Source organism: Streptomyces tendae (assembly GCF_008632955.1).
Lineage (GTDB): Bacteria > Actinomycetota > Actinomycetes > Streptomycetales > Streptomycetaceae > Streptomyces.
In genome coordinates this window covers 6,043,107-6,060,875 of record NZ_CP043959.1, presented here as the reverse complement: position 1 = coordinate 6,060,875, position 17,769 = coordinate 6,043,107, and the positions used below count along the sequence as shown (strand labels likewise).

At 69.7% G+C, this 17,769-nt stretch carries 19 protein-coding genes, 1 tRNA gene, 3 pseudogenes and 1 riboswitch; of the genes and pseudogenes, 15 read left to right on the top strand and 8 right to left on the bottom strand.

What is annotated here, in order from left to right; genetic code table 11:
• The first annotated feature begins 76 nt into the window (after positions 1-76).
• The 5 genes from F3L20_RS27825 to F3L20_RS27805 all read left to right on the top strand — a co-directional run bounded on the left by F3L20_RS27825 (position 77) and on the right by F3L20_RS27805 (position 3,551).
• A complete protein-coding gene (locus F3L20_RS27825; protein ID WP_150156649.1) occupies positions 77-1,495 on the top strand; it encodes an amino acid permease in 1,419 nt (472 codons plus the stop codon).
• 134 nt (positions 1,496-1,629) lie between these two features.
• Positions 1,630-2,052, top strand: coding sequence for a Mov34/MPN/PAD-1 family protein (locus F3L20_RS27820; protein ID WP_150156648.1), 423 nt, complete (start codon positions 1,630-1,632; stop codon positions 2,050-2,052).
• A gap of 79 nt (positions 2,053-2,131) precedes the next feature.
• Positions 2,132-2,227 (top strand): putative leader peptide, encoded by a 96-nt coding sequence (locus tag F3L20_RS35485; protein ID WP_315898746.1) that lies wholly within the window; start codon positions 2,132-2,134, stop codon positions 2,225-2,227.
• 89 nt (positions 2,228-2,316) lie between these two features.
• Positions 2,317-2,595, top strand: a complete 279-nt coding sequence (locus F3L20_RS27810; RefSeq protein ID WP_024885389.1) for a MoaD/ThiS family protein — start codon at positions 2,317-2,319, stop codon at positions 2,593-2,595.
• 5 nt (positions 2,596-2,600) lie between these two features.
• Positions 2,601-3,551 carry a PLP-dependent cysteine synthase family protein gene (locus tag F3L20_RS27805; protein ID WP_145827558.1) on the top strand — a complete coding sequence of 317 codons (951 nt, stop codon included), beginning with the start codon at positions 2,601-2,603 and terminating at the stop codon, positions 3,549-3,551.
• Positions 3,552-3,622: 71 nt separating this feature from the next.
• Here the strand turns inward: F3L20_RS27805 and F3L20_RS35340 are convergent, their stop codons facing one another.
• Positions 3,623-3,757 carry a hypothetical protein gene (locus F3L20_RS35340; protein WP_261383921.1) on the bottom strand — a complete coding sequence of 45 codons (135 nt, stop codon included), beginning with the start codon at positions 3,755-3,757 and terminating at the stop codon, positions 3,623-3,625.
• A gap of 202 nt (positions 3,758-3,959) precedes the next feature.
• Between F3L20_RS35340 and F3L20_RS27800 the strand changes: the two genes are divergently transcribed.
• Positions 3,960-4,712 carry an MBL fold metallo-hydrolase gene (locus tag F3L20_RS27800; RefSeq protein WP_145827559.1) on the top strand — a complete coding sequence of 251 codons (753 nt, stop codon included), beginning with the start codon at positions 3,960-3,962 and terminating at the stop codon, positions 4,710-4,712.
• Positions 4,713-4,801: 89 nt separating this feature from the next.
• On the opposite strand, the gene F3L20_RS27795 is transcribed toward F3L20_RS27800, so the two are convergent.
• Complete coding sequence (locus tag F3L20_RS27795; RefSeq protein ID WP_145827560.1) at positions 4,802-6,052, bottom strand: PTS transporter subunit EIIC; 1,251 nt, start codon at positions 6,050-6,052, stop codon at positions 4,802-4,804.
• 210 nt (positions 6,053-6,262) lie between these two features.
• Entirely contained in the window at positions 6,263-7,570 is a 1,308-nt protein-coding gene (locus F3L20_RS27790; protein ID WP_150156647.1) for a PTS transporter subunit EIIC, read from the bottom strand.
• 185 nt (positions 7,571-7,755) lie between these two features.
• Between F3L20_RS27790 and F3L20_RS27785 the strand changes: the two genes are divergently transcribed.
• From F3L20_RS27785 to rdgB, 4 genes are all read left to right on the top strand, one after another.
• Positions 7,756-7,989: a glucose PTS transporter subunit EIIB gene (locus tag F3L20_RS27785; protein ID WP_006131663.1), complete on the top strand. Its 234-nt coding sequence runs from the start codon at positions 7,756-7,758 to the stop codon at positions 7,987-7,989.
• A 109-nt stretch (positions 7,990-8,098) separates the two neighbouring features.
• Positions 8,099-8,836, top strand: a complete 738-nt coding sequence (rph, locus tag F3L20_RS27780) for a ribonuclease PH (RefSeq protein ID WP_145827562.1) — start codon at positions 8,099-8,101, stop codon at positions 8,834-8,836.
• 141 nt (positions 8,837-8,977) lie between these two features.
• Entirely contained in the window at positions 8,978-9,376 is a 399-nt protein-coding gene (locus F3L20_RS27775; RefSeq protein ID WP_150156646.1) for a hypothetical protein, read from the top strand.
• 47 nt (positions 9,377-9,423) lie between these two features.
• Positions 9,424-10,026, top strand: a complete 603-nt coding sequence (gene rdgB, locus F3L20_RS27770) for an RdgB/HAM1 family non-canonical purine NTP pyrophosphatase (RefSeq protein ID WP_150156645.1) — start codon at positions 9,424-9,426, stop codon at positions 10,024-10,026.
• 40 nt (positions 10,027-10,066) lie between these two features.
• Here the strand turns inward: rdgB and F3L20_RS27765 are convergent.
• The 4 genes and pseudogenes from F3L20_RS27765 to bcp all read right to left on the bottom strand — a co-directional run bounded on the left by F3L20_RS27765 (position 10,067) and on the right by bcp (position 11,925).
• Positions 10,067-10,149 (bottom strand) — tRNA-Leu (locus tag F3L20_RS27765).
• Positions 10,150-10,162: 13 nt separating this feature from the next.
• Positions 10,163-10,663: pseudogene (locus tag F3L20_RS27760) on the bottom strand (HNH endonuclease).
• Positions 10,660-11,313: an HNH endonuclease signature motif containing protein gene (locus F3L20_RS27755; protein ID WP_150156644.1), complete on the bottom strand. Its 654-nt coding sequence runs from the start codon at positions 11,311-11,313 to the stop codon at positions 10,660-10,662. Before F3L20_RS27755 ends, F3L20_RS27760 begins: the two are co-directional and overlap by 4 nt.
• Positions 11,314-11,457: 144 nt before the next feature.
• A complete protein-coding gene (gene bcp, locus F3L20_RS27750) occupies positions 11,458-11,925 on the bottom strand; it encodes a thioredoxin-dependent thiol peroxidase (RefSeq protein ID WP_145827565.1) in 468 nt (155 codons plus the stop codon).
• A 138-nt stretch (positions 11,926-12,063) separates the two neighbouring features.
• Between bcp and F3L20_RS27745 the strand changes: the two are divergent.
• The 3 genes and pseudogenes from F3L20_RS27745 (at position 12,064) to F3L20_RS27735 (ending at position 13,314) form a co-directional block, all read left to right on the top strand.
• Positions 12,064-12,391 (top strand): annotated as a pseudogene (locus F3L20_RS27745) (DUF3618 domain-containing protein).
• 114 nt (positions 12,392-12,505) lie between these two features.
• Positions 12,506-12,806: pseudogene (locus F3L20_RS27740) on the top strand (GroES family chaperonin).
• A 92-nt stretch (positions 12,807-12,898) separates the two neighbouring features.
• A riboswitch (guanidine-III (ykkC-III) riboswitch) is annotated at positions 12,899-12,959 on the top strand.
• A 34-nt stretch (positions 12,960-12,993) separates the two neighbouring features.
• A complete protein-coding gene (locus F3L20_RS27735) occupies positions 12,994-13,314 on the top strand; it encodes a DMT family transporter (protein WP_024885401.1) in 321 nt (106 codons plus the stop codon).
• Between the two features lie 21 nt (positions 13,315-13,335).
• Here F3L20_RS27735 and F3L20_RS27730 read toward each other — a convergent pair whose 3' ends face one another.
• Complete coding sequence (locus F3L20_RS27730; RefSeq protein WP_150156643.1) at positions 13,336-15,879, bottom strand: transglycosylase domain-containing protein; 2,544 nt, start codon at positions 15,877-15,879, stop codon at positions 13,336-13,338.
• Positions 15,880-16,165: 286 nt separating this feature from the next.
• Between F3L20_RS27730 and F3L20_RS27725 the strand changes: the two genes are divergently transcribed.
• Both F3L20_RS27725 and F3L20_RS27720 read left to right on the top strand, forming a co-directional pair.
• A complete protein-coding gene (locus F3L20_RS27725) occupies positions 16,166-16,951 on the top strand; it encodes an ABC transporter permease (RefSeq protein WP_150157523.1) in 786 nt (261 codons plus the stop codon).
• Positions 16,944-17,765 (top strand): ABC transporter permease, encoded by an 822-nt coding sequence (locus F3L20_RS27720; RefSeq protein ID WP_145827569.1) that lies wholly within the window; start codon positions 16,944-16,946, stop codon positions 17,763-17,765. The genes F3L20_RS27725 and F3L20_RS27720 overlap by 8 nt, the downstream gene beginning before the upstream one ends.
• The last annotated feature ends 4 nt before the right edge of the window (positions 17,766-17,769 follow it).

Here is a 17,769-nt window from a genome sequence, read left to right as displayed (position 1 = left end):
TCAGTCCGGGGGGATCGAGACCCGATCCGCGGCCGACGTACCGGCCCGGGTCGGCATGGAGAAAGGCGCACGACACATGACCTCTGCGAAGGTCACCGAGGCCCCTGAAGAGGGGTACGAGCGAGGACTCGGCAGCCGCCAGGTCCAGATGATCGCCATCGGCGGCGCCATCGGCGTCGGCCTCTTCATGGGTGCCGGGGCGAACATCGCCAAGGCCGGGCCCAGCATCATCCTCATGTACGCCCTCGCGGGCGTGGTCATCTTCTTCATCATGCGGGCCCTGGGCGAACTGCTCCTGTACCGGCCCGTCTCCGGCTCCTTCGCCGAGTACGCCCGGGAGTTCCTCGGCCCGTTCTTCGGCTTCGTCACCGGCTGGACGTACTGGCTGATGTGGGTGGTCACCGGCATGGCCGAGCTGACGGCCGCCGCCATCTACATCCACTTCTGGTTTCCCGAGATCCCCCAGTGGGTCAGCGCCCTGGTGTTCCTCGTGGTGCTCTTCGGCGTGAACCTGATCTCCGTGAAGATCTTCGGCGAGGTCGAGTTCTGGTTCTCGATGGTGAAGGTCACGGCCATCATCGGCATGATCGTCATCGGTCTCGGCGTGCTCACCCTCGGCTTCTCCGACGCCGGTGACACGGCCGCCGTCTCCAACCTCTGGTCGCACGACGGGTTCTTTCCCAACGGCATCGGCTCCAGCCTGATGACCCTCCAGGGCGTCATGTTCGCCTACCTCGCCGTCGAGCTGGTCGGCGTCACCGCCGGCGAGTCCGAGAACCCCGAGAAGACCCTGCCCAAGGCCATCAACACCCTGCCCTGGCGCATCATCGTCTTCTACGTCGGCGCCCTGCTGGTGATCCTCTCCGTCGTCAAGTGGACCGAGTTCTCCGCCGGCGAGAGCCCCTTCGTGCACGCCTTCGGCAAGATCGGCATCCCCCTCGCCGCCGGCATCGTCAACTTCGTGGTGCTCACCGCGGCCCTGTCGTCCTGCAACTCCGGCATGTACTCCACCGGCCGGATGCTGCGCGGGCTGGCCGCCAACAACGAGGCCCCCAAGGCCTTCGCCCGGCTCAACGCCCGCAAGACGCCCGCCGTCGGCATCGCCGTCTCCGTGGCCCTCATGGGCATCGGAGTGATCCTCAACTACGTCGTCCCCGAGAAGGCGTTCACCTACGTCACCTCCGTCGCCACCGCGGCCGGCATCTGGACCTGGATGATGATCCTCGTCAGCCACATCCGCTACCGCCGGGCGGTCGACGCCGGACGGCTGCGCGCCTCGTCCTTCCCCGCCCCCGGCGGAGCGACGTTCAGCTGGGTCGCCCTGGCCTTCCTGATCGGCGTGACCGTCATGATCGCGGCGGACCAGGACGCCCGGGTCTGCCTGTACGTCGCGGCCGGCTGGGCCGTCGCCCTCGGCATCGGCTGGACCGTGCTCAAGAAGGGCAACCCGGCGATCGCGGACCGCGACGAGGACCGGTTCGAAAAGGTCGGCTGACCACCCCGAAGGACGCCGGCGCACGGGGAGCACTCGTGGCGTTCCCCGCCGCCATCCGCTCAAGGCGTCCGGCATCCGGGCCGTTCCGTACCACCCCTCGGTACGGAACGGCCCGTCTGCTTATCCTGAGCCTCATGCTGACCATCACCCAGGCCCTGTACGACCAGATCGTCGCCCACTCCCGTGAGGACCACCCCGACGAGGCGTGCGGCGTGGTGGCGGGCCCGGTGGGCTCCGGCCGCCCCGAGCGTTTCATCCCCATGCTGAACGCGGCCCGCTCGCCCACGTTCTACGAGTTCGACTCCCAGGACCTGCTGAAGCTGTACCGGGAGATGGGCGACCGCGACGAGGAGCCGGTGGTCATCTACCACTCGCACACCGCGACCGAGGCCTACCCCTCCCGCACCGACATCTCCTACGCCAACGAGCCCGGCGCCCACTACGTGCTGGTCTCCACCGCCGACACCGACGGCGCAGGCGAGTTCCAGTTCCGCTCCTTCCGCATCCTGGACGGTGAGGTCACCGAGGAGGAGGTACGGGTCGTCGACGCGTACTGATCCCGCATCGCGGATGGTCGACGTCCGGGATGTGGGATCACACTCCGGATCCCGGACAGGGAATCGATACGATGAGTGCATGGTTCTCTTCGACGTGGGCGACAAGGCGCCGGGCGCACTGCTCGTGGCGCGGCTCCACGTCGACCTGTGCAGGCTGAACAGCGCCATCTGTTGACGTTCCGCCGCCGCCGTACGGCCGTGAGCCGCGGCGCCGCCGTGCGCCTTTGAAGAACCCACGACACCTTCCGACAGGAGCCCTCAGCCATGGCCATCGAGGTCCGCATCCCCACCATCCTCCGCCAGTACACCGACGGTCAGAAGGCCGTGGAGGGCAACGGGGACACCCTCGCCGAGCTCTTCGCCGACCTCGAGACCCGGCACACGGGCATCCAGGCCCGCATCGTGGACGACGGCCAGCTGCGCCGCTTCGTCAACGTCTACCTCAACGACGAGGACGTCCGCTTCCTCGACGGCATCACCACCAAGCTGAGCGACGGCGACAACGTGACGATCCTGCCGGCCGTCGCCGGCGGTATGGCCTGATCCGCATGCGGTACGACTCCCCGCTGGCCGCGGTGGGCAACACCCCTCTGGTGCGCCTGCCGCGGCTGTCGCCGTCCGCCGACGTCCGCATCTGGGCCAAGCTGGAGGACCGCAACCCCACCGGTTCGATCAAGGACCGTCCCGCCCTGCACATGATCGAGCAGGCGGAGAAGGACGGCCGTCTCACCCCGGGCTGCACCATCCTGGAGCCGACCTCCGGCAACACCGGCATCTCGCTGGCCATGGCCGCCAAGCTCAAGGGCTACCGCATGGTCTGCGTGATGCCCGAGAACACCTCGCAGGAGCGGCGCGACCTGCTCGGCATGTGGGGCGCCGAGATCATCCCCTCCCCGGCCGCGGGCGGTTCCAACACCGCCGTGCGCGTCGCCAAGGAGCTCTCCGCCGAGCACCCGGACTGGGTGATGCTCTACCAGTACGGCAACCCGGACAACGCGGGCGCCCACTACGCGACCACCGGCCCCGAGATCCTGGCCGACCTCCCCTCCGTCACCCACTTCGTGGCGGGCCTCGGCACCACCGGCACGCTCATGGGCGTCGGCCGGTACCTGCGCGAGAACAAGCCCGACGTGAAGATCGTCGCCGCCGAACCGCGCTACGACGACCTGGTGTACGGCCTGCGCAACCTCGACGAGGGCTTCGTGCCCGAGCTGTACGACGCGTCCGTGCTGACCACCCGTTTCTCCGTCGGCTCCGCCGACGCGGTCACCCGCACCCGCGAACTCCTGCAGCAGGAGGGCATCTTCGCCGGCGTCTCCACCGGCGCCGCACTGCACGCCGCGATCGGCGTCGCGAAGAAGGCGCAGAAGGCCGGCGAGTCCGCCGACGTGGTCTTCGTCGTCGCCGACGGCGGCTGGAAGTACCTCTCGACGGGTGTCTACACGGCCACGACGACGGAGGAAGCCATCGCGACCCTCCAGGGCCAGCTCTGGGCGTAGCCCGACGCGGATGACGCGGGGGCCGGGGGCCGGGGAGACAACCCCGGCCCCTCAAGCGTTTCCGCGGGCCGTCACTCCGGTTCACCGTCGCGTTTCGGGCGGCGGTTCCTGCGCGGCCGGTGGCCTCTGCCCCAGCCGTCGACCAGGGCGGTGACCAGGGCGAGCAGGACCACCGCGGCGAGCGCGAGCCACCAGGCCGTGTTCATGCCCAGACCGTACCGGCGCGAGCGGGTGCCGCGCGCCCCTTCCCGCCCCCACACGCGCCCCTTCCAGCCGAACCGGTGACAGCGCAGGTGAGTTCGCCCACAACGGCGCCTGGTGGAGGAGCGACCGCAGGTTTTGCGCCTTACGCTCGACAAACCGCACGACCCCCGTCTCCCCATACCCGCCAGCGGAGGTTTCTGCTTCATGAAGCTCACCGTCGTCGGCTGCTCGGGGTCGTTCCCGTCCGCGGAATCGGCCTGCTCGAGCTACCTCGTCGAGGCCGACGGCTTCCGGCTGCTCCTCGACATGGGCAACGGCGCCCTGGGCGAGCTGCAGCGCCACTGCGGTCTCTACGACCTCGACGCGATCTTCCTCAGCCACCTGCACGCCGACCACTGCATCGACATGTGCGCCTACTTCGTGGCGCGCTACTACCGGCACGACGGCGGCCGTTGCGCCCCGCTGCCGGTCTACGGTCCCGAAGGCACCGAGCACCGGCTGACGACCGCTTACGCCGACACCCCCTCGGCCTCCTCCATGAGCGAGGTCTTCGACTTCCACACGGTCAAGCCGTCCACGTTCGAGATCGGCCCGTTCCTCGTGCACACCGAGCGCGTCGCGCACCCGGTCGAGGCGTACGGCATCCGCATCGAGCACGGCGGGAGGACCCTGACCTACTCCGGCGACACGGGCGTCAGCCCCGCGCTCGACGACCTCGCCCGCGACGCCGACCTCTTCCTGTGCGAGGCCGCCTTCACGTACGGCAAGGAGAACATCCCCGACCTGCACCTCAACGGCCGCGAGGCGGGCGAGACGGCGGCCCGGGCACGCGCCCGCCGGCTGATCCTCACCCACATCGCCCCGTGGACCGACCCGCAGGTCAACCTCACCGACGCCCGCGCGGTGTACGACGGGCCGGTGGGCCTGGCGGCGCCGGGGGCGACGTACGAGATCTGAGGCCGCGGCAGGGCGAAGGCCCCTCGCGGCACGGCGAAGGCCCCGGAACCGACTCGGTTCCGGGGCCTTCGCGTCGAGCGGGGGAGGGCCTACGCCTTGGTGAGGTCCTCGACCTCCTCCTCGGGCTCACGGCCCGGGGTGGTGAGGTTGAACTTGACGATGGCGAAGCGGAAGACCACGTAGTAGATCACCGCGAACACCAGGCCGATCGGGATGATCAGCCATGGCTTGGTCGCCAGGTTCCAGTTGAGCGCGTAGTCGATGAAGCCCGCCGAGAAGGTGAAGCCGGCGTGCACACCCAGCGCCCAGGTGATCGCCATCGACAGGGCCGTGAGCACCGCGTGGATCACGTACAGCAGCGGCGCGATGAACATGAACGCGAACTCGATCGGCTCGGTCACACCGGTCACGAACGAGGTCAGCGCGAGCGAGACCATCATGCCCATCACGGCCTTGCGGCGCTCGGGACGGGCGGCGTGCGCGATCGCGATCGCGGCGGCCGGCAGACCGAACATCATGATGGGGAAGAAGCCCGACATGAACAGACCGGCGTCCGGGTCACCGGCGAAGAACCGGTTCAGGTCACCGTGGACGACCTCGCCGGCGGCGTTGGTGAAGTCACCGATCTGGAACCAGGAGACGGTGTTCACGAACTGGTGCATGCCGATGGGGATCAGCGCGCGGTTGATCAGACCGAACAGACCCGCGCCCGCCGCACCGAGACCGGTGATCCACTCACCCGCGTCGGAGATGACCTCGCCGATCGGCTCCCAGACCAGGCCGAAGAAGACACCCATGAGCGTGCCGACGAACGCCATGATGATCGGGACGAGCCGGCGGCCGTTGAAGAAGCCGAGCCAGTCCACCAGCTGCTTGCGGTGGTAGCGCTGCCACAGCACCGCGGCCAGCAGACCCATGAGGATGCCGCCGAGGACACCGGGGTTGTTGTAGGTCGCGGCTATGTCCGCGCCGTCCTGCACCTTGGCCTCGGTGACCGGGAAGGCCTTCAGGACGTTGCTGTAGACCAGGAAGCCGACGAGCGCGGCGAGGGCGGTCGAGCCGTCGGCCTTCTTGGCGAAGCCGATGGCCACACCGATGCAGAACAGCATCGGCAGGTTGTCGAAGATCGCGCCACCAGCGGTGGCGAAGACGGCCGCGACCTTGTCCCAGCCCAGACCGTCCGCGCCGAACACGTCCGGCTGGCCCAGACGCAGCAGGATGCCCGCCGCCGGGAGCACGGCGATCGGGAGCTGCAGGCTGCGGCCGATCTTCTGCAGGCCCTGGAACAGGCCGGATCCCCGCTTCTTTGCGGGGGCCGCCGAGTCGGTGGCGGTGCTCATACTTCCTCCATCGGTGGTGGTCTACACCACTACTGGTGTAGACCTGTTGTAGCACGATGAAGGCCACGTAAGGAACCCGCGAAACTGCGACCACGGCACTACGCACCGTGCCCGCACGAAACAGTCGGACGACACCCTCCGCAGGCACACCGAAAAGCCCCCGGAACTCAAGATTCCGAGGGCTTCGACAGCCACCTCAAGCCTAGGAGATCAACGCCGCGTCGCGTCCTCCACCTCCTCCTCCGGCTCCCGCCCCGGAGTCTTCAGATCGAACCGCGTGATCGCGAAACGGAACACCACGTAATACACGGCCGCGAACACCAGACCGATCGGAATGATCAGCCACGGCTTCGTCGCCAGATTCCAGTTGATGACGTAGTCGATCAGCCCTGCCGAGAAGCTGAACCCGTCGTGCACCCCGAGACCCCACGTCACCGCCATCGACACACCCGTCAGCACCGCGTGCACCGCGTACAACGCCGGCGCGATGAACAGGAACGAGTACTCGATCGGCTCCGTGATGCCCGTCACGAACGACGTCAGCGCCACCGACAGCATCAGCCCGCCGATCTCCTTGCGCCGGCTCGGCCTCGCACAGTGCGCGATCGCCAGCGCCGCCGCCGGCAACGCGAACATCATGATCGGGAAGAACCCCGACAGGAACTGCCCCGCGTCCGGATCACCAGCCAGGAACATGTTGATGTCACCGTGCACCACCGTGCCGTCCGGCTTCGTGTACGACCCGAACTGGAACCAGATGGGCACGTTCAGGAACTGATGCAGCCCGATCACCAGCAACGCCCGGTTCGCCACACCGAACACACCCGCACCCCACGCGCCCAGCCCCGTCATCCAGTCGCTGAAACTCTCCAGCGCGTCACCGATCGGCGGCCACACCCACAGACACAGCGCCGCGAACACGATCGCCGCGAACGCCGTGATGATCGGCACCAGCCGGCGCCCGTTGAAGAAGCCCAGCCAGTCCACCAGCTTCGTCCGGTGGAACCGCTGCCACAGATACGCCGCCGTCAGCCCGATGACGATGCCGCCGAACACCCCCGGATTCTGGAAGTCGAACGCCGTCACCGTCCCGTCCGCCAGCTGACAGCCGATGTTCGGAACCGCCTCCGACCCCTCCGGACAGTCCTTCGGGAACTGCCGCAGCACATTGAAGTAGACGAGGAACCCCACCACCGCCGCCAGCGCCGTCGACCCGTCCGCCTTCTTCGCCATCCCGATGGCCACACCCACACAGAACAGCAGCGGCAGCCCCAGCGAACCGTCCAGCAGCGCCCCGCCCGCACCCGCCATCACCTTCGAGACGTTCGTCCAGCCCAGACCGTCGTCCCCGAACACGTCCGGCTGCCCCAGCCGGTTGAGGATCCCCGCCGCCGGCAGCACCGCGATCGGCAGCTGCAGACTCCGCCCCATCTTCTGCAGCCCCTGGAACAACCGGTTCCAGCGCTCCCGCGCGGGACCCGCCCCGGTGTCCGCACCCGCGGGGCTCTCCGCACTCATCAAGTCCCCTTCACTGGACGGCCACGACGGGTTTGGCGGCAGTCCTCCCGGTGGTGTAGACCAGTGAGGCAGGACGGTTCCGCTGTCGTGACGCCCATCATCGAGCGCCCACGACATGACCGCTCGCAAAGATGGGCCAACTGTGGGTTACTGCGACAAAGCGGTTCGGATCAGGGAGAACGAACATGGCCACCAAGGCTGAGAAGATCGTTGCCGGGCTCGGCGGCATCGACAACATCGAAGAGGTCGAGGGCTGCATCACCCGCCTCCGCACCGAGGTCGTCGACCCCTCCAAGGTCGACGACGCCGCCCTCAAGGCCGCCGGCGCCCACGGCGTCGTCAAGATGGGCAGCGCCATCCAGGTCGTCATCGGCACCGACGCCGACCCCATCGCCGCCGAGATCGAAGACATGATGTGAGCCACCCCGCCACATGACGCGACCGCGGCCACCCACCGGCCGCCACCGCACCCCGGGCCCCTTCCCACCACGGAAGGGGCCCACCCCGTCTACGGCTAGGCTCGGCGCCATGTCTCGCATCGACGGCCGCACCCCCGAACAGCTCCGCCCCGTCACCATCGAACGCGGCTGGAGCAAACACGCCGAAGGCTCCGTCCTCGTCTCCTTCGGCGACACCAAAGTCCTCTGCAACGCCTCCTTCACCGAAGGCGTCCCCCGCTGGCGCAAAGGCAGCGGCGAGGGCTGGGTCACCGCCGAATACTCCATGCTCCCCCGCGCCACCAACACCCGCGGCGACCGCGAGTCCGTCCGCGGCCGCATCGGCGGCCGCACCCACGAGATCAGCCGCCTCATCGGCCGCTCCCTGCGCGCCGTCATCGACTACAAGGCCCTCGGCGAGAACACGATCGTCCTCGACTGCGACGTCCTCCAGGCCGACGGCGGCACCCGCACCGCCGCCATCACCGGCGCCTACGTCGCCCTCGCCGACGCCATCACCTGGGCCCAGGGCAAGAAACTCGTCAAGCCCGGCCGCAAGCCCCTCACCGGCACCGTCGCCGCCGTCTCCGTCGGCATCGTCGCCGGCGTCCCCCTCCTCGACCTCTGCTACGAGGAAGACGTACGCGCCGACACCGACATGAACGTCGTCTGCACCGGCGACGGCCGCTTCGTCGAGGTCCAGGGCACCGCCGAGGCCGAACCCTTCGCCCGCGACGAACTGAACGCCCTCCTCGACCTCGCCGTCACCGGATGCACCGAACTCGCCACCGCCCAGCACACCGCACTCGGTACCCTCCTCGAAAAGTAAAAGGCACCCCAAGGACCGTGGTCGGCGCGAGCAACCGCGCCGGCCACCGCCGCGTCTGAAGGGATACGGGCACACGGCTCCACCCGCGCGCCCGGCCGACGAACCGGGCCCCCACCGGCCCGACGAGGGAGGGAACCTTCCATGGCCTCGAGCCGCCGACGCCGCACCGCAGCCGTCGCCGCCACCCTGGCGGCCGTCGCGCTCACCGCCGGACTCACCACCGGCTGCGACGCCGTCGACAAGGCACTGGACTGCGTCCGCACCGCCGACGCCGTCGCCGAGAGCGTCACCGACATGCAGCAGGCCGTCGAGAACGCCTCCAACGACGTCACCCAGCTCGAAGAAGCACTCGACTCCGTCGAGACCAACCTCGGCAAACTCCGCGACGAAACCGACAACGCCGACGTCGGCAAGGCCGTCGACGACCTCGACAAGGCCGTCGCCAACGTCCGCACCTCCATCGACGAAGGCGACCCCACCCCCGACATCGGCCCCGTCACCGACGCGGCGGGCGAACTCACCAAGGTCTGCACCCCCTGACGACCCGTGACGACGGACCGGGTCATGGCCCCAGGGATACTGGGCCCATGACCCGCCTGATCCTCGCCACCCGCAACGCCGGAAAGATCACCGAGCTCCGCTCGATCCTCGCCGACGCGGGCCTGCCCCACGAACTCGTCGGCGCCGACGCCTACCCCGACGTCCCCGACGTCAAGGAAACCGGCGTCACCTTCGCCGAGAACGCCCTCCTCAAGGCCCACGCCCTCGCCCAGGCCACCGGCCTGCCCGCCGTCGCCGACGACTCCGGCCTCTGCGTCGACGTCCTCGGCGGCGCCCCCGGCATCTTCTCCGCCCGCTGGTCCGGCCGCCACGGCGACGACAAGGCCAACCTCGACCTCCTCCTCGCCCAGCTCGGCGACATCGCCGAGGAGCACCGCGGCGCGTACTTCGCCTGCGCCGCCGCCCTCGCCCTGCCGGACGGCACCGAGCGGGTCGTCGAGGGCCGCCTCAACGGCACCCTCCGCCACGCCCCCGCCGGCACGAACGGCTTCGGCTACGACCCGATCCTCCAGCCGGAGGGTGAGACGCGCACGTGTGCGGAGCTGACCCCGGACGAGAAGAACGCGATCAGCCACCGGGGCAAGGCGTTCCGGGCACTGGTGCCGGTGGTCAGGGAACTGCTGGGCTGAGACGCGGCTGGGGGCCGCCCAGGCGGGCGGCCCCCAGAGGTGCGGCCGGTGGGATTCGAACCCACACGGGCTTTCGCCCACGGCGTTCTAAGCGCCGACTGTCTACCATTCCAGCACGGCCGCATGCCAGGCCATGCTAGCGGTCAATGGCCGTCTGCCTACCCCGGCCTCCTCGACACCACGTGCTCGTAACGGCGTGGCAGTTGGGACACAGCAACCGCAAGTTCTCTTGCCGGTCGTCGCTTCAGTCCCCGTTGATGTGATCGACCTCCAGGGTCATCGGCCTGCCGAGCCACTCGGGCCCCGTACCGCACTCTGCGCACTTGTTCAGCACGCCGACTTCGAGCAGCGCCCGGCGCAGCAGCACGGTGCGGGTGCGGCGGCCGTCGTCGTGCTCGACCAGGATTTCGTGGGACGGTCTGACGGGAGTCACGCCGGGCTTGCCCCGCTGATGGGCCTGGCCCAGGAAGTGCGCCGCCGAGAGGTTTTCCTCGGCGATCCAGCGACGCAGGAGGGCGCGCTGCGTGCCGGAGTCGGGGCGTCCCAGACGGCGAAGTGTCTCCGCGATCGACACTGATCCGGCGACTGCCGTGCGCAGTTCTCCGGGCCCGGGGCGCTCCTTTCGCGCGCTCCTCATACCGCGTCCTCACCTGTCCGCCGCTTGGCCCGGCCCCGGTATGTGTCGGTGGTCGAATGGCAGTTGGGGCACAGCAGCCGGAGATTGCCGATGCGGTTGTCGCGCCAGATGCCGTCGATGTGATCAACCTCCAGCGGCAACGGACGGCCCCGCCATCTCGGCTCCGTACCGCACATCGCGCAGCGTTCCGGTACGCCGGACGCCGTCATCGCCCACTTCAGCCGGTCGCTCGGGATGCGCCGGGCCTGACTGACCGGCTGCTCCACGAGCACCGCCTCGGGCGTCCTCCGCTGCCGGGGAATGCCACGCCGGGCGGGCGTGCGGAAGTGTGACGTGTGGATGCCGTACGCCTTGATCCGCCGGCTGATGTGGGTGTGGTGCCCTCCGACCACCTCAAGACCGAGATGGCGCAGCACCTCGCACATGTTCGTCGACGCCGCGACCGCCTGCTGGAGAACCTCCCGTGTCCACTTCACGCCCTCACGCTCGAAGTGCGAGGTGTCGACGCCGAGCCGTCTCATGCGGCTCAGCACGTACCGCCGCGTCGGACTTCTCGGATCCACTCCCAGCCGCTCCAGCGCCTCCGTCAGTGTCCGCGACTCCCGAGCGGCCTCCTCCAGCCGTTCCTTCGTGTACGCGCTCGCCCCCATCGAACCTCTCCGTACTTCCGTCTTCCGTCCACGTGTTCGTGGTCTCGTACGGAGCAACGATCCGGATATCGGACGGTCACGCACGGAAAGCGGAACGGCCCGTACCGGAGTGCTGGTACGGGCCGTTCCGAAGGGGCGGTGGGGTCAGATGCCCAGGTCCTTGATGATCTTGGCCACGTGGCCCGTCGCGCGGACGTTGTAGAGGGCGTGCTCGACCTTGCCCTGCTCGTCGACGACGATCGTGGAGCGGATCACGCCCAGGTAGGTCTTGCCGTAGTTCTTCTTCTCGCCGAACGCGCCGTAGGCGTCCAGGACCTTCTTGTCCGGGTCGGCGAGGAGCGTGACCTTCAGCGACTCCTTCTCGCGGAACTTGGCGAGCTTCTCGGGCGCGTCGGGCGAGATGCCGATGACGTCGTAGCCCGCGCCGGCCAGCAGCTCCAGGTTGTCGGTGAAGTCGCAGGCCTGCTTGGTGCAGCCGGGGGTCAGCGCCGCCGGGTAGAAGTAGACGATGACCTTGCGGCCCTTGTGGTCGGCCAGCGACACCTCGTTGCCGTCGGCGTCGGGCAGGGTGAAGGCGGGGGCCTCGTCCCCGGGCTGGAGGCGTTCGCTCATCGGTCTGGTCTCCTCGTACGTGCACTGCGTGGATCGGGTGCCGGGATCGAGGGTAACCGGGGGTCCTGACAGTGCGGCGCGGCCTGGAGCTGACAGACTGTCCGGCACAGGCAACATGTGGATTGCGGAGGCGACACGGTGGCGGACACGGCGGACACCAGGACCCCGGCGCAGATCGAGGCGGACATCGAGCGTCGCCGTGCGGCGCTGGCGGAGACGCTGGACGAGATCGGGGTGCGGGTGCACCGAAGACGATCGTGGGGGACGCGAAGGCCAGGGTCGTGTCGAACGTCGACCACACGCTGGGCCGCGCCTATGTGGCGTGAACCGTGTGGTGAGCGACGTCAAGGCGCAGTTCGTGGACGAGGCGGGCGCGCCGCGGCTGGAGCGGGTGGTTCCGGTGGCGGTGCTGGTGGTGGGGGTCGTGGGGCTGCTGGCCCTGGGGTCCCGTAAGCGGCGGCGTTGACGTGTCGTCCGACGGTCACCCCTCCCGCGTGCGTCCGTCGTCGAGGCAGGTAGGTTTCAGGCTGTGAGCGCCAAGAGACACGACAGTTCCCCGCACGACAAGCTGCCGATCCGGATGCTGCACGACCGCGTGCTCGTGCGGCAGGAGACCGGTGAGGGTGAGCGGCGGTCGGTGGCGGCATTCTCATTCCCGCGACGGCGGCGGTGGGCCGTCGGCTGGCCTGGCCGAGGTGGTCGCGGTGGGGCAGAACGTGCGGACGGTGGAGCCGGGTGACCGAGTGCTGTTCGACCCGGAGGACCGGGCGGAGGTCGAGGTGCGCGGTACGGCGTACGTGCTGATGCGTGAGCGTGATCTGCACGCGGTGGCCGCGGACCGTTTCGAGGGGTCGGAGGACTCGACCGGCCTGTACCTGTAGTTCCAGCTGGTCACAGGGGCCGGTGACGGGTGTCACCGGCCCTTTTCGTGTGGTCGGTTACGGTGGGAGGTCCTGTACGGCGCCCTGTGTGGCGTGACCGTGCGGGCCCCGACGAGACGCGCCGTACCGGGGTGAAGGCAAAGACGACGCACCCCCGTTTCGCTGTCGTGTCCCGGAGGTGCCTGTCATGGCCTGGGTTCTGTTGGTGGTCGCCGGCCTGCTGGAGGTCGGCTGGTCGATCGGTATGAAGTACACGGAGGGCTTCACCCGCCTGGTGCCGAGTGTGCTGACGGGTGCGGGCATCGTGACGAGCATGCTGCTGCTGTCGTACGCGGCGCGGACGCTGCCGATCGGTACGGCGTACGGCGTGTGGGTGGGGATCGGTGCGGCCGGGGCGGCGGTGCTGGGCATGGTGGTGCTGGGGGAGCCGGTGACGGCGGCCCGGATCTTCTTCATCTGTCTGCTGCTGGTCGCCGTGGTGGGGCTGAAGGCGACCTCGGGGCACTGAGGGGCGCCCGCCCGGCGGGGCTCAGTTCCAGCGGCGTCCGTCGAGGGCGCCGCTGAGTCCGCCGGGTCCGGGGAGTTCGTCGCGGTTGCCGCCGTCGTCGGTGCCGCCCGTGGTGTCGCCGCCTGGGGTGTCTGTGCCGGTGCCGCCGTCGGTGGAGTCGCCGCTCCCGCCTCCGGTGGGGGAGCCGGTGGTGGTGCCGCCGGTGCTGTCCTGTTCCCCGGTGTCGCCGCTGTCGCCGCCGGTGCGGCCGCCGCTGTCGTCGGGGGTGGGACTGTCGGTGTCCTCGTCGTCGGGTGTGCCGCTCGCGGTGGAGGACGGGTCGTCGGAGGAGGACGCGCCGGTGCTGGAGTCGGGGGCGGGCGGCTGGCTCTCGTCGGCGCCGGGCTGGAGGCGCAGGTCGAAGGAGCGTACGTCCGCGCCCTTGAGGGCGTCGCGGGTGTACTGGCCCCAGATCTCGGCGGGGGCGCCGCCGCCGTTGACGCGGGGCAGGCCCATGGCGCCGTAGAGGGACTTGTGGCCGGCGGTGACGGGGTCCTGGCCCATGACGGCGACGACGGTGGCGAGGTCGGGGGTGTAGCCGGCGAACCAGGCGGCGGTGTCCTCCTCGGCGGTGCCGGTCTTTCCGGCGGCGGGGCGTCCTGAGGTCTGGGCGGCGGTGGCGGTGCCGTTCTCGACGACGCCCTTGAGGACGGCGGTGGTGGTGTCGGCGGCCTCGCGGCTGACGGCCTGGCGGGTGCGCCGGTCGGGCAGGGTGACGTCCTGGCCGTTCTGGGTGACCTTCTCGACGAGGGTGTACGGGGTGTGCTTGCCGTGGTTGGCGAGGGTGGCGTACGCCTGGGCCATGTCGAGGACGCTGGCGGTGGCGACGCCGAGGGCGATGGAGGGGCCGGCGTCGTCGAGGCTGGGGGTGTCCTTGGACAGACCGAGGTCGATGGCGGTGCGGCGGACCTTGTCGGGGCCGACGTCGACGGCCATCTGCGCGTAGACGGCGTTGACGGACTTGTCGGTGGCCTCGCGGACGGTGATGTCGCCGTAGTCCTCGTGGTCCTCGTTCTCGGGTGCGTAGCGTTCGCCGGGCCAGCCCTGGACGGGGCGTTCGCTGGTGCCGTCGTAGCGGGTGGCGGGGGTGATGCGGCGGCCGTCCTGGGTGCGGGAGCCGTTCTCGACGGCGGCGGTGAAGACGAACGGCTTGAAGGAGGAGCCGACCTGGAAGTCCCGGCGGGTGGCGTTGGGGGTGTACTGCTTGACGTAGTCGATGCCGTTGTACATCGCGACGACCTTGCCGGTCCTGGGGTCGACGGAGGCGCCTCCGGCGCGTACGTAGGTGTCGACCTTGCGGTTGTCCTGGTCGAGGCGGTCCATGAGGTTGTCGTTGACGGCGTCGACGAAGGCGTCCTGCTTGTTCTTCTGCAGGGTGGTGGTGATGCGGTAGCCGCCGGCGTCGAGGGAGGTCTCGTCGACGATGTTCTGGTCGACGAGGTGCTTCTTGACGATGTTGACGATGTAGCCGCGCTGGCCGGACATGCCGGTGGAGTGGGTGGTCCGCTTGGGGACGGGGAAGGTGAGGCGGGCGCGTTCGCCGGGGTCGAGCCAGCCTTCGTCGACCATGCCGTCGAGGACGTAGTTCCAGCGGTCCTCGACGAGGGCGCGGTTCTCGGGGTGGGCGACGACGTCGTACTGGCTGGGGGCGTTGACGAGGGCGGCGAGGTAGGCGGCGCGGCCGGCGTCGAGTTCGGCGGCGTCCATGTCGTAGTAGGCGTGGGCGGCGGCCTGGATGCCGTAGGCGCCGCGGCCGAAGAAGCTGGTGTTGAGGTAGCCCTCGAGGATTTCGTCCTTGGTCTGGTTCCGGTCCAGCTTGATGGCGATGAAGAACTCCTTCACCTTGCGGGTGACGGTCTGTTCCTGGCGCAGGTAGTAGTTCTTCACGTACTGCTGGGTGATGGTGGAGCCGGACTGTTTGCCCTTGCCGGTGACGGTGTTCCAGGCGCCGCGGATCATGGCCTGGGGGTCGACGGCGGACTCGGTGTAGAAGTCGCGGTCCTCGGCGGCGAGGACGGCGTGCTGGGCGTCCTTCGAGATCTGGGCGAGTCTGACGTTCTCGCGGTTGACCTCGCCGTCGCGGGCGATGACGGAGCCGTCGGCGTAGAGGTAGACGTTGGCCTGCTGGGTGGCGGCGGCGTTGGCGGCGGGGATCTGGACGAGGGCGTAGCCGAGGAGGAAGCCGCCGACGAGGAGCACGGCGGTGACGAGGAACGCGCCGAGGACCATGCGCCAGGTGGGGACGGCGCGGCGCCAGCCGGTGCGGCGGGCCGTGCGGGCGGCGCGGCGTTCCTGACGGGCCGCCTTCCGCGCGGCGCGGGGGTCGTCGGGACGGGTACGGCCGGGTTCATCCGTTCGTGTGACGCCGGGTGCGTCGGGTCCCTCGGCCGCGGTGGGTTCGCCGGGGCCGGTGGGTGCCGTGCCGTCGTCCTCGCCGCCGGTGCCGGGGCGGGGGGTGCCGGGCGTCTGAGGTTCGTGCGATGCCCAGCCCGGCCGGGGCTTCTTCGGCTGCGGCTCGTCGCTCATGTCGTGCACGGACTCCTGTTTCGCCTTGTTCGTTCCCGTACGCCTCTTGTGTACGCGTACGCCTCGTGCGTGCCTCTTATTGAAGACTGTCGCATCCGGCGCCGCGTTCGCAGACGGCGACGCGCGTCACGCACCCGTGCGGCTTCCCGGGTACGGCTCGGCCGAACGTTCCCCCGACCGGCGGACGGGACGGAAAACGCGTGGCGGCGGATCCGGCGGGCGCACTAGGCTCCTGCGCTTCGGTGCCGGTGGCGGGAGGGGGGACGAGGGCGTGGGCTCGGCGCGGTTGTACCTGGCCGTGGCGGTCCGGGGCTTCCGGCGGTACGCGTCGTACCGGGCGGCCACCGTGGCCGGGGTGTTCACCAACACGGTGTTCGGGCTGATCCTCGTGTACACGTACCTGGCGCTGTGGGACGAGCGTCCGGACCTCGGGGGGTACGACCAGGCGCAGGCGGTGACGTACGTGTGGCTGGGGCAGTGCCTGTTCGCGGCGCTGGCGCTGCAGGGCGGGGGTGTGGAGCAGGAGCTGATGGAGCGGATCCGCACCGGTGAGATCGCGGTGGACCTGTACCGGCCGGCGGATCTGCAGCTGTGGTGGCTGGCGAGCGATCTGGGCCGGGGGATGTTCCAGCTGCTGGGGCGGGGTGTGGTGCCGTTCCTGGTGGGCGGGCTGCTGTTCCCGACGGCGCTGCCCACGCGGTTCGACGTGTGGGCGTCCTTCGCGGTGGCGCTGGCGCTGGCGGCGGTGGTGAGCTTCGCGATCCGCTACCTGGTGGCGCTGAGCGTGTTCTGGCTGCTGGACGGCACGGGCGTCAATCAGGCCATGATGATCCTCGGGGTGTTCTTCTCGGGCATGGTGCTGCCGCTGAACGTCTTCCCCGGAGGGTTCGGCGAGGTCGCGCGGGCGTTGCCGTGGGCGGCGCAGCTGCAGGTGCCGGCGGACGTGCTGATGGGGGAGACGGGCGCGGCGGGGGCGTTCGCCTTCCAGGCGGTGTGGGCGGTGGTGCTGCTGGCGGCGGGCCGGCTGGTGCAGTCGGCGGCCACGCGCCGGGTGGTGGTGCAGGGTGGCTGAGCGCGGCGCGGTGCTGGAGGGTCTGCGGGCCTACCGGATGATCGCCGGGATGTGGGTGCGGTCCGGCATGACCTACCGGGCGTCCTTCGTGTTCACGCTGTTCGGGAACCTGGTGATGACGGGCCTGGACTTCGTGGGGATCCTGCTGATGTTCTCGCACGTCGACTCGCTGGCCGGCTGGTCGCTGCCCGAGGTGGCGTTCCTGTACGGGGCGTCGGTGACGTCGTTCGGGATCGCGCATCTGGCGGCGGGTTCGATGCCGCAGCTGGGTTCCCGGATCCGGGACGGTTCCTTCGACGTGCTGCTGGTGCGGCCCGTTCCGGTGCTCGCGCAGGTCGGCGGGGACCGCTTCTCGGTGCGCCGGCTGGGGCGGGTGGTGCAGGGCGGGGTGGTGCTGGGCTGGGCGCTGGCGGCGGCGGACATCGACTGGACGCTTTCGCGGGTGCTGCTGGTGCCGTTGATGGTGTTCGCGGGTGCGGCGATCTTCGTCGCGGTGTTCGTGGCGGGCGCGGCCTTCCAGATCTACGCGCAGGACGCCGCCGAGGTGCAGAACGCGTTCACGTACGGCGGGACGACGATGCTGCAGTACCCGCCGGGCGTGTTCGGGAAGGACCTGGTGCGGGGGGTGACGTTCGTGCTGCCGCTGGCCTTCGTCAACTGGGTGCCCGCGGCCCGGGTGCTGGGGCGTCCGTACCCGGTGGCGCTGCCGGACTGGGTGGCGTTCGCGTCGCCGCTGGTGGCGGTGGGGTGCTGTGCGCTGGCCGGGCTGGCGTGGCGGACCGGTCTCAGGTCGTACATGAGTGTGGGGAGTTGAGCGG

Excerpts from the sequence above, each read along its gene's own strand:
- F3L20_RS27735 (WP_024885401.1), top strand. The coding sequence starts at position 12,994 with ATGGCCTGGGTTCTGTTGGTGGTCGCCGGCCTGCTGGAGGTCGGCTGG.
- F3L20_RS27730 (WP_150156643.1), bottom strand. The coding sequence starts at position 15,879 with ATGAGCGACGAGCCGCAGCCGAAGAAGCCCCGGCCGGGCTGGGCATCG.
- F3L20_RS27825 (WP_150156649.1), top strand. The coding sequence starts at position 77 with ATGACCTCTGCGAAGGTCACCGAGGCCCCTGAAGAGGGGTACGAGCGA.
- F3L20_RS35485 (WP_315898746.1), top strand. The coding sequence starts at position 2,132 with ATGGTTCTCTTCGACGTGGGCGACAAGGCGCCGGGCGCACTGCTCGTG.
- F3L20_RS27775 (WP_150156646.1), top strand. The coding sequence starts at position 8,978 with ATGGCCTCGAGCCGCCGACGCCGCACCGCAGCCGTCGCCGCCACCCTG.
- F3L20_RS27810 (WP_024885389.1), top strand. The coding sequence starts at position 2,317 with ATGGCCATCGAGGTCCGCATCCCCACCATCCTCCGCCAGTACACCGAC.
- F3L20_RS27795 (WP_145827560.1), bottom strand. The coding sequence starts at position 6,052 with ATGAGCACCGCCACCGACTCGGCGGCCCCCGCAAAGAAGCGGGGATCC.
- F3L20_RS27785 (WP_006131663.1), top strand. The coding sequence starts at position 7,756 with ATGGCCACCAAGGCTGAGAAGATCGTTGCCGGGCTCGGCGGCATCGAC.
- F3L20_RS27790 (WP_150156647.1), bottom strand. The coding sequence starts at position 7,570 with ATGAGTGCGGAGAGCCCCGCGGGTGCGGACACCGGGGCGGGTCCCGCG.
- F3L20_RS27805 (WP_145827558.1), top strand. The coding sequence starts at position 2,601 with ATGCGGTACGACTCCCCGCTGGCCGCGGTGGGCAACACCCCTCTGGTG.
- F3L20_RS27755 (WP_150156644.1), bottom strand. The coding sequence starts at position 11,313 with ATGGGGGCGAGCGCGTACACGAAGGAACGGCTGGAGGAGGCCGCTCGG.
- bcp (WP_145827565.1), bottom strand. The coding sequence starts at position 11,925 with ATGAGCGAACGCCTCCAGCCCGGGGACGAGGCCCCCGCCTTCACCCTG.
- rph (WP_145827562.1), top strand. The coding sequence starts at position 8,099 with ATGTCTCGCATCGACGGCCGCACCCCCGAACAGCTCCGCCCCGTCACC.
- F3L20_RS27820 (WP_150156648.1), top strand. The coding sequence starts at position 1,630 with ATGCTGACCATCACCCAGGCCCTGTACGACCAGATCGTCGCCCACTCC.
- F3L20_RS27800 (WP_145827559.1), top strand. The coding sequence starts at position 3,960 with ATGAAGCTCACCGTCGTCGGCTGCTCGGGGTCGTTCCCGTCCGCGGAA.
- rdgB (WP_150156645.1), top strand. The coding sequence starts at position 9,424 with ATGACCCGCCTGATCCTCGCCACCCGCAACGCCGGAAAGATCACCGAG.
- F3L20_RS35340 (WP_261383921.1), bottom strand. The coding sequence starts at position 3,757 with ATGAACACGGCCTGGTGGCTCGCGCTCGCCGCGGTGGTCCTGCTCGCC.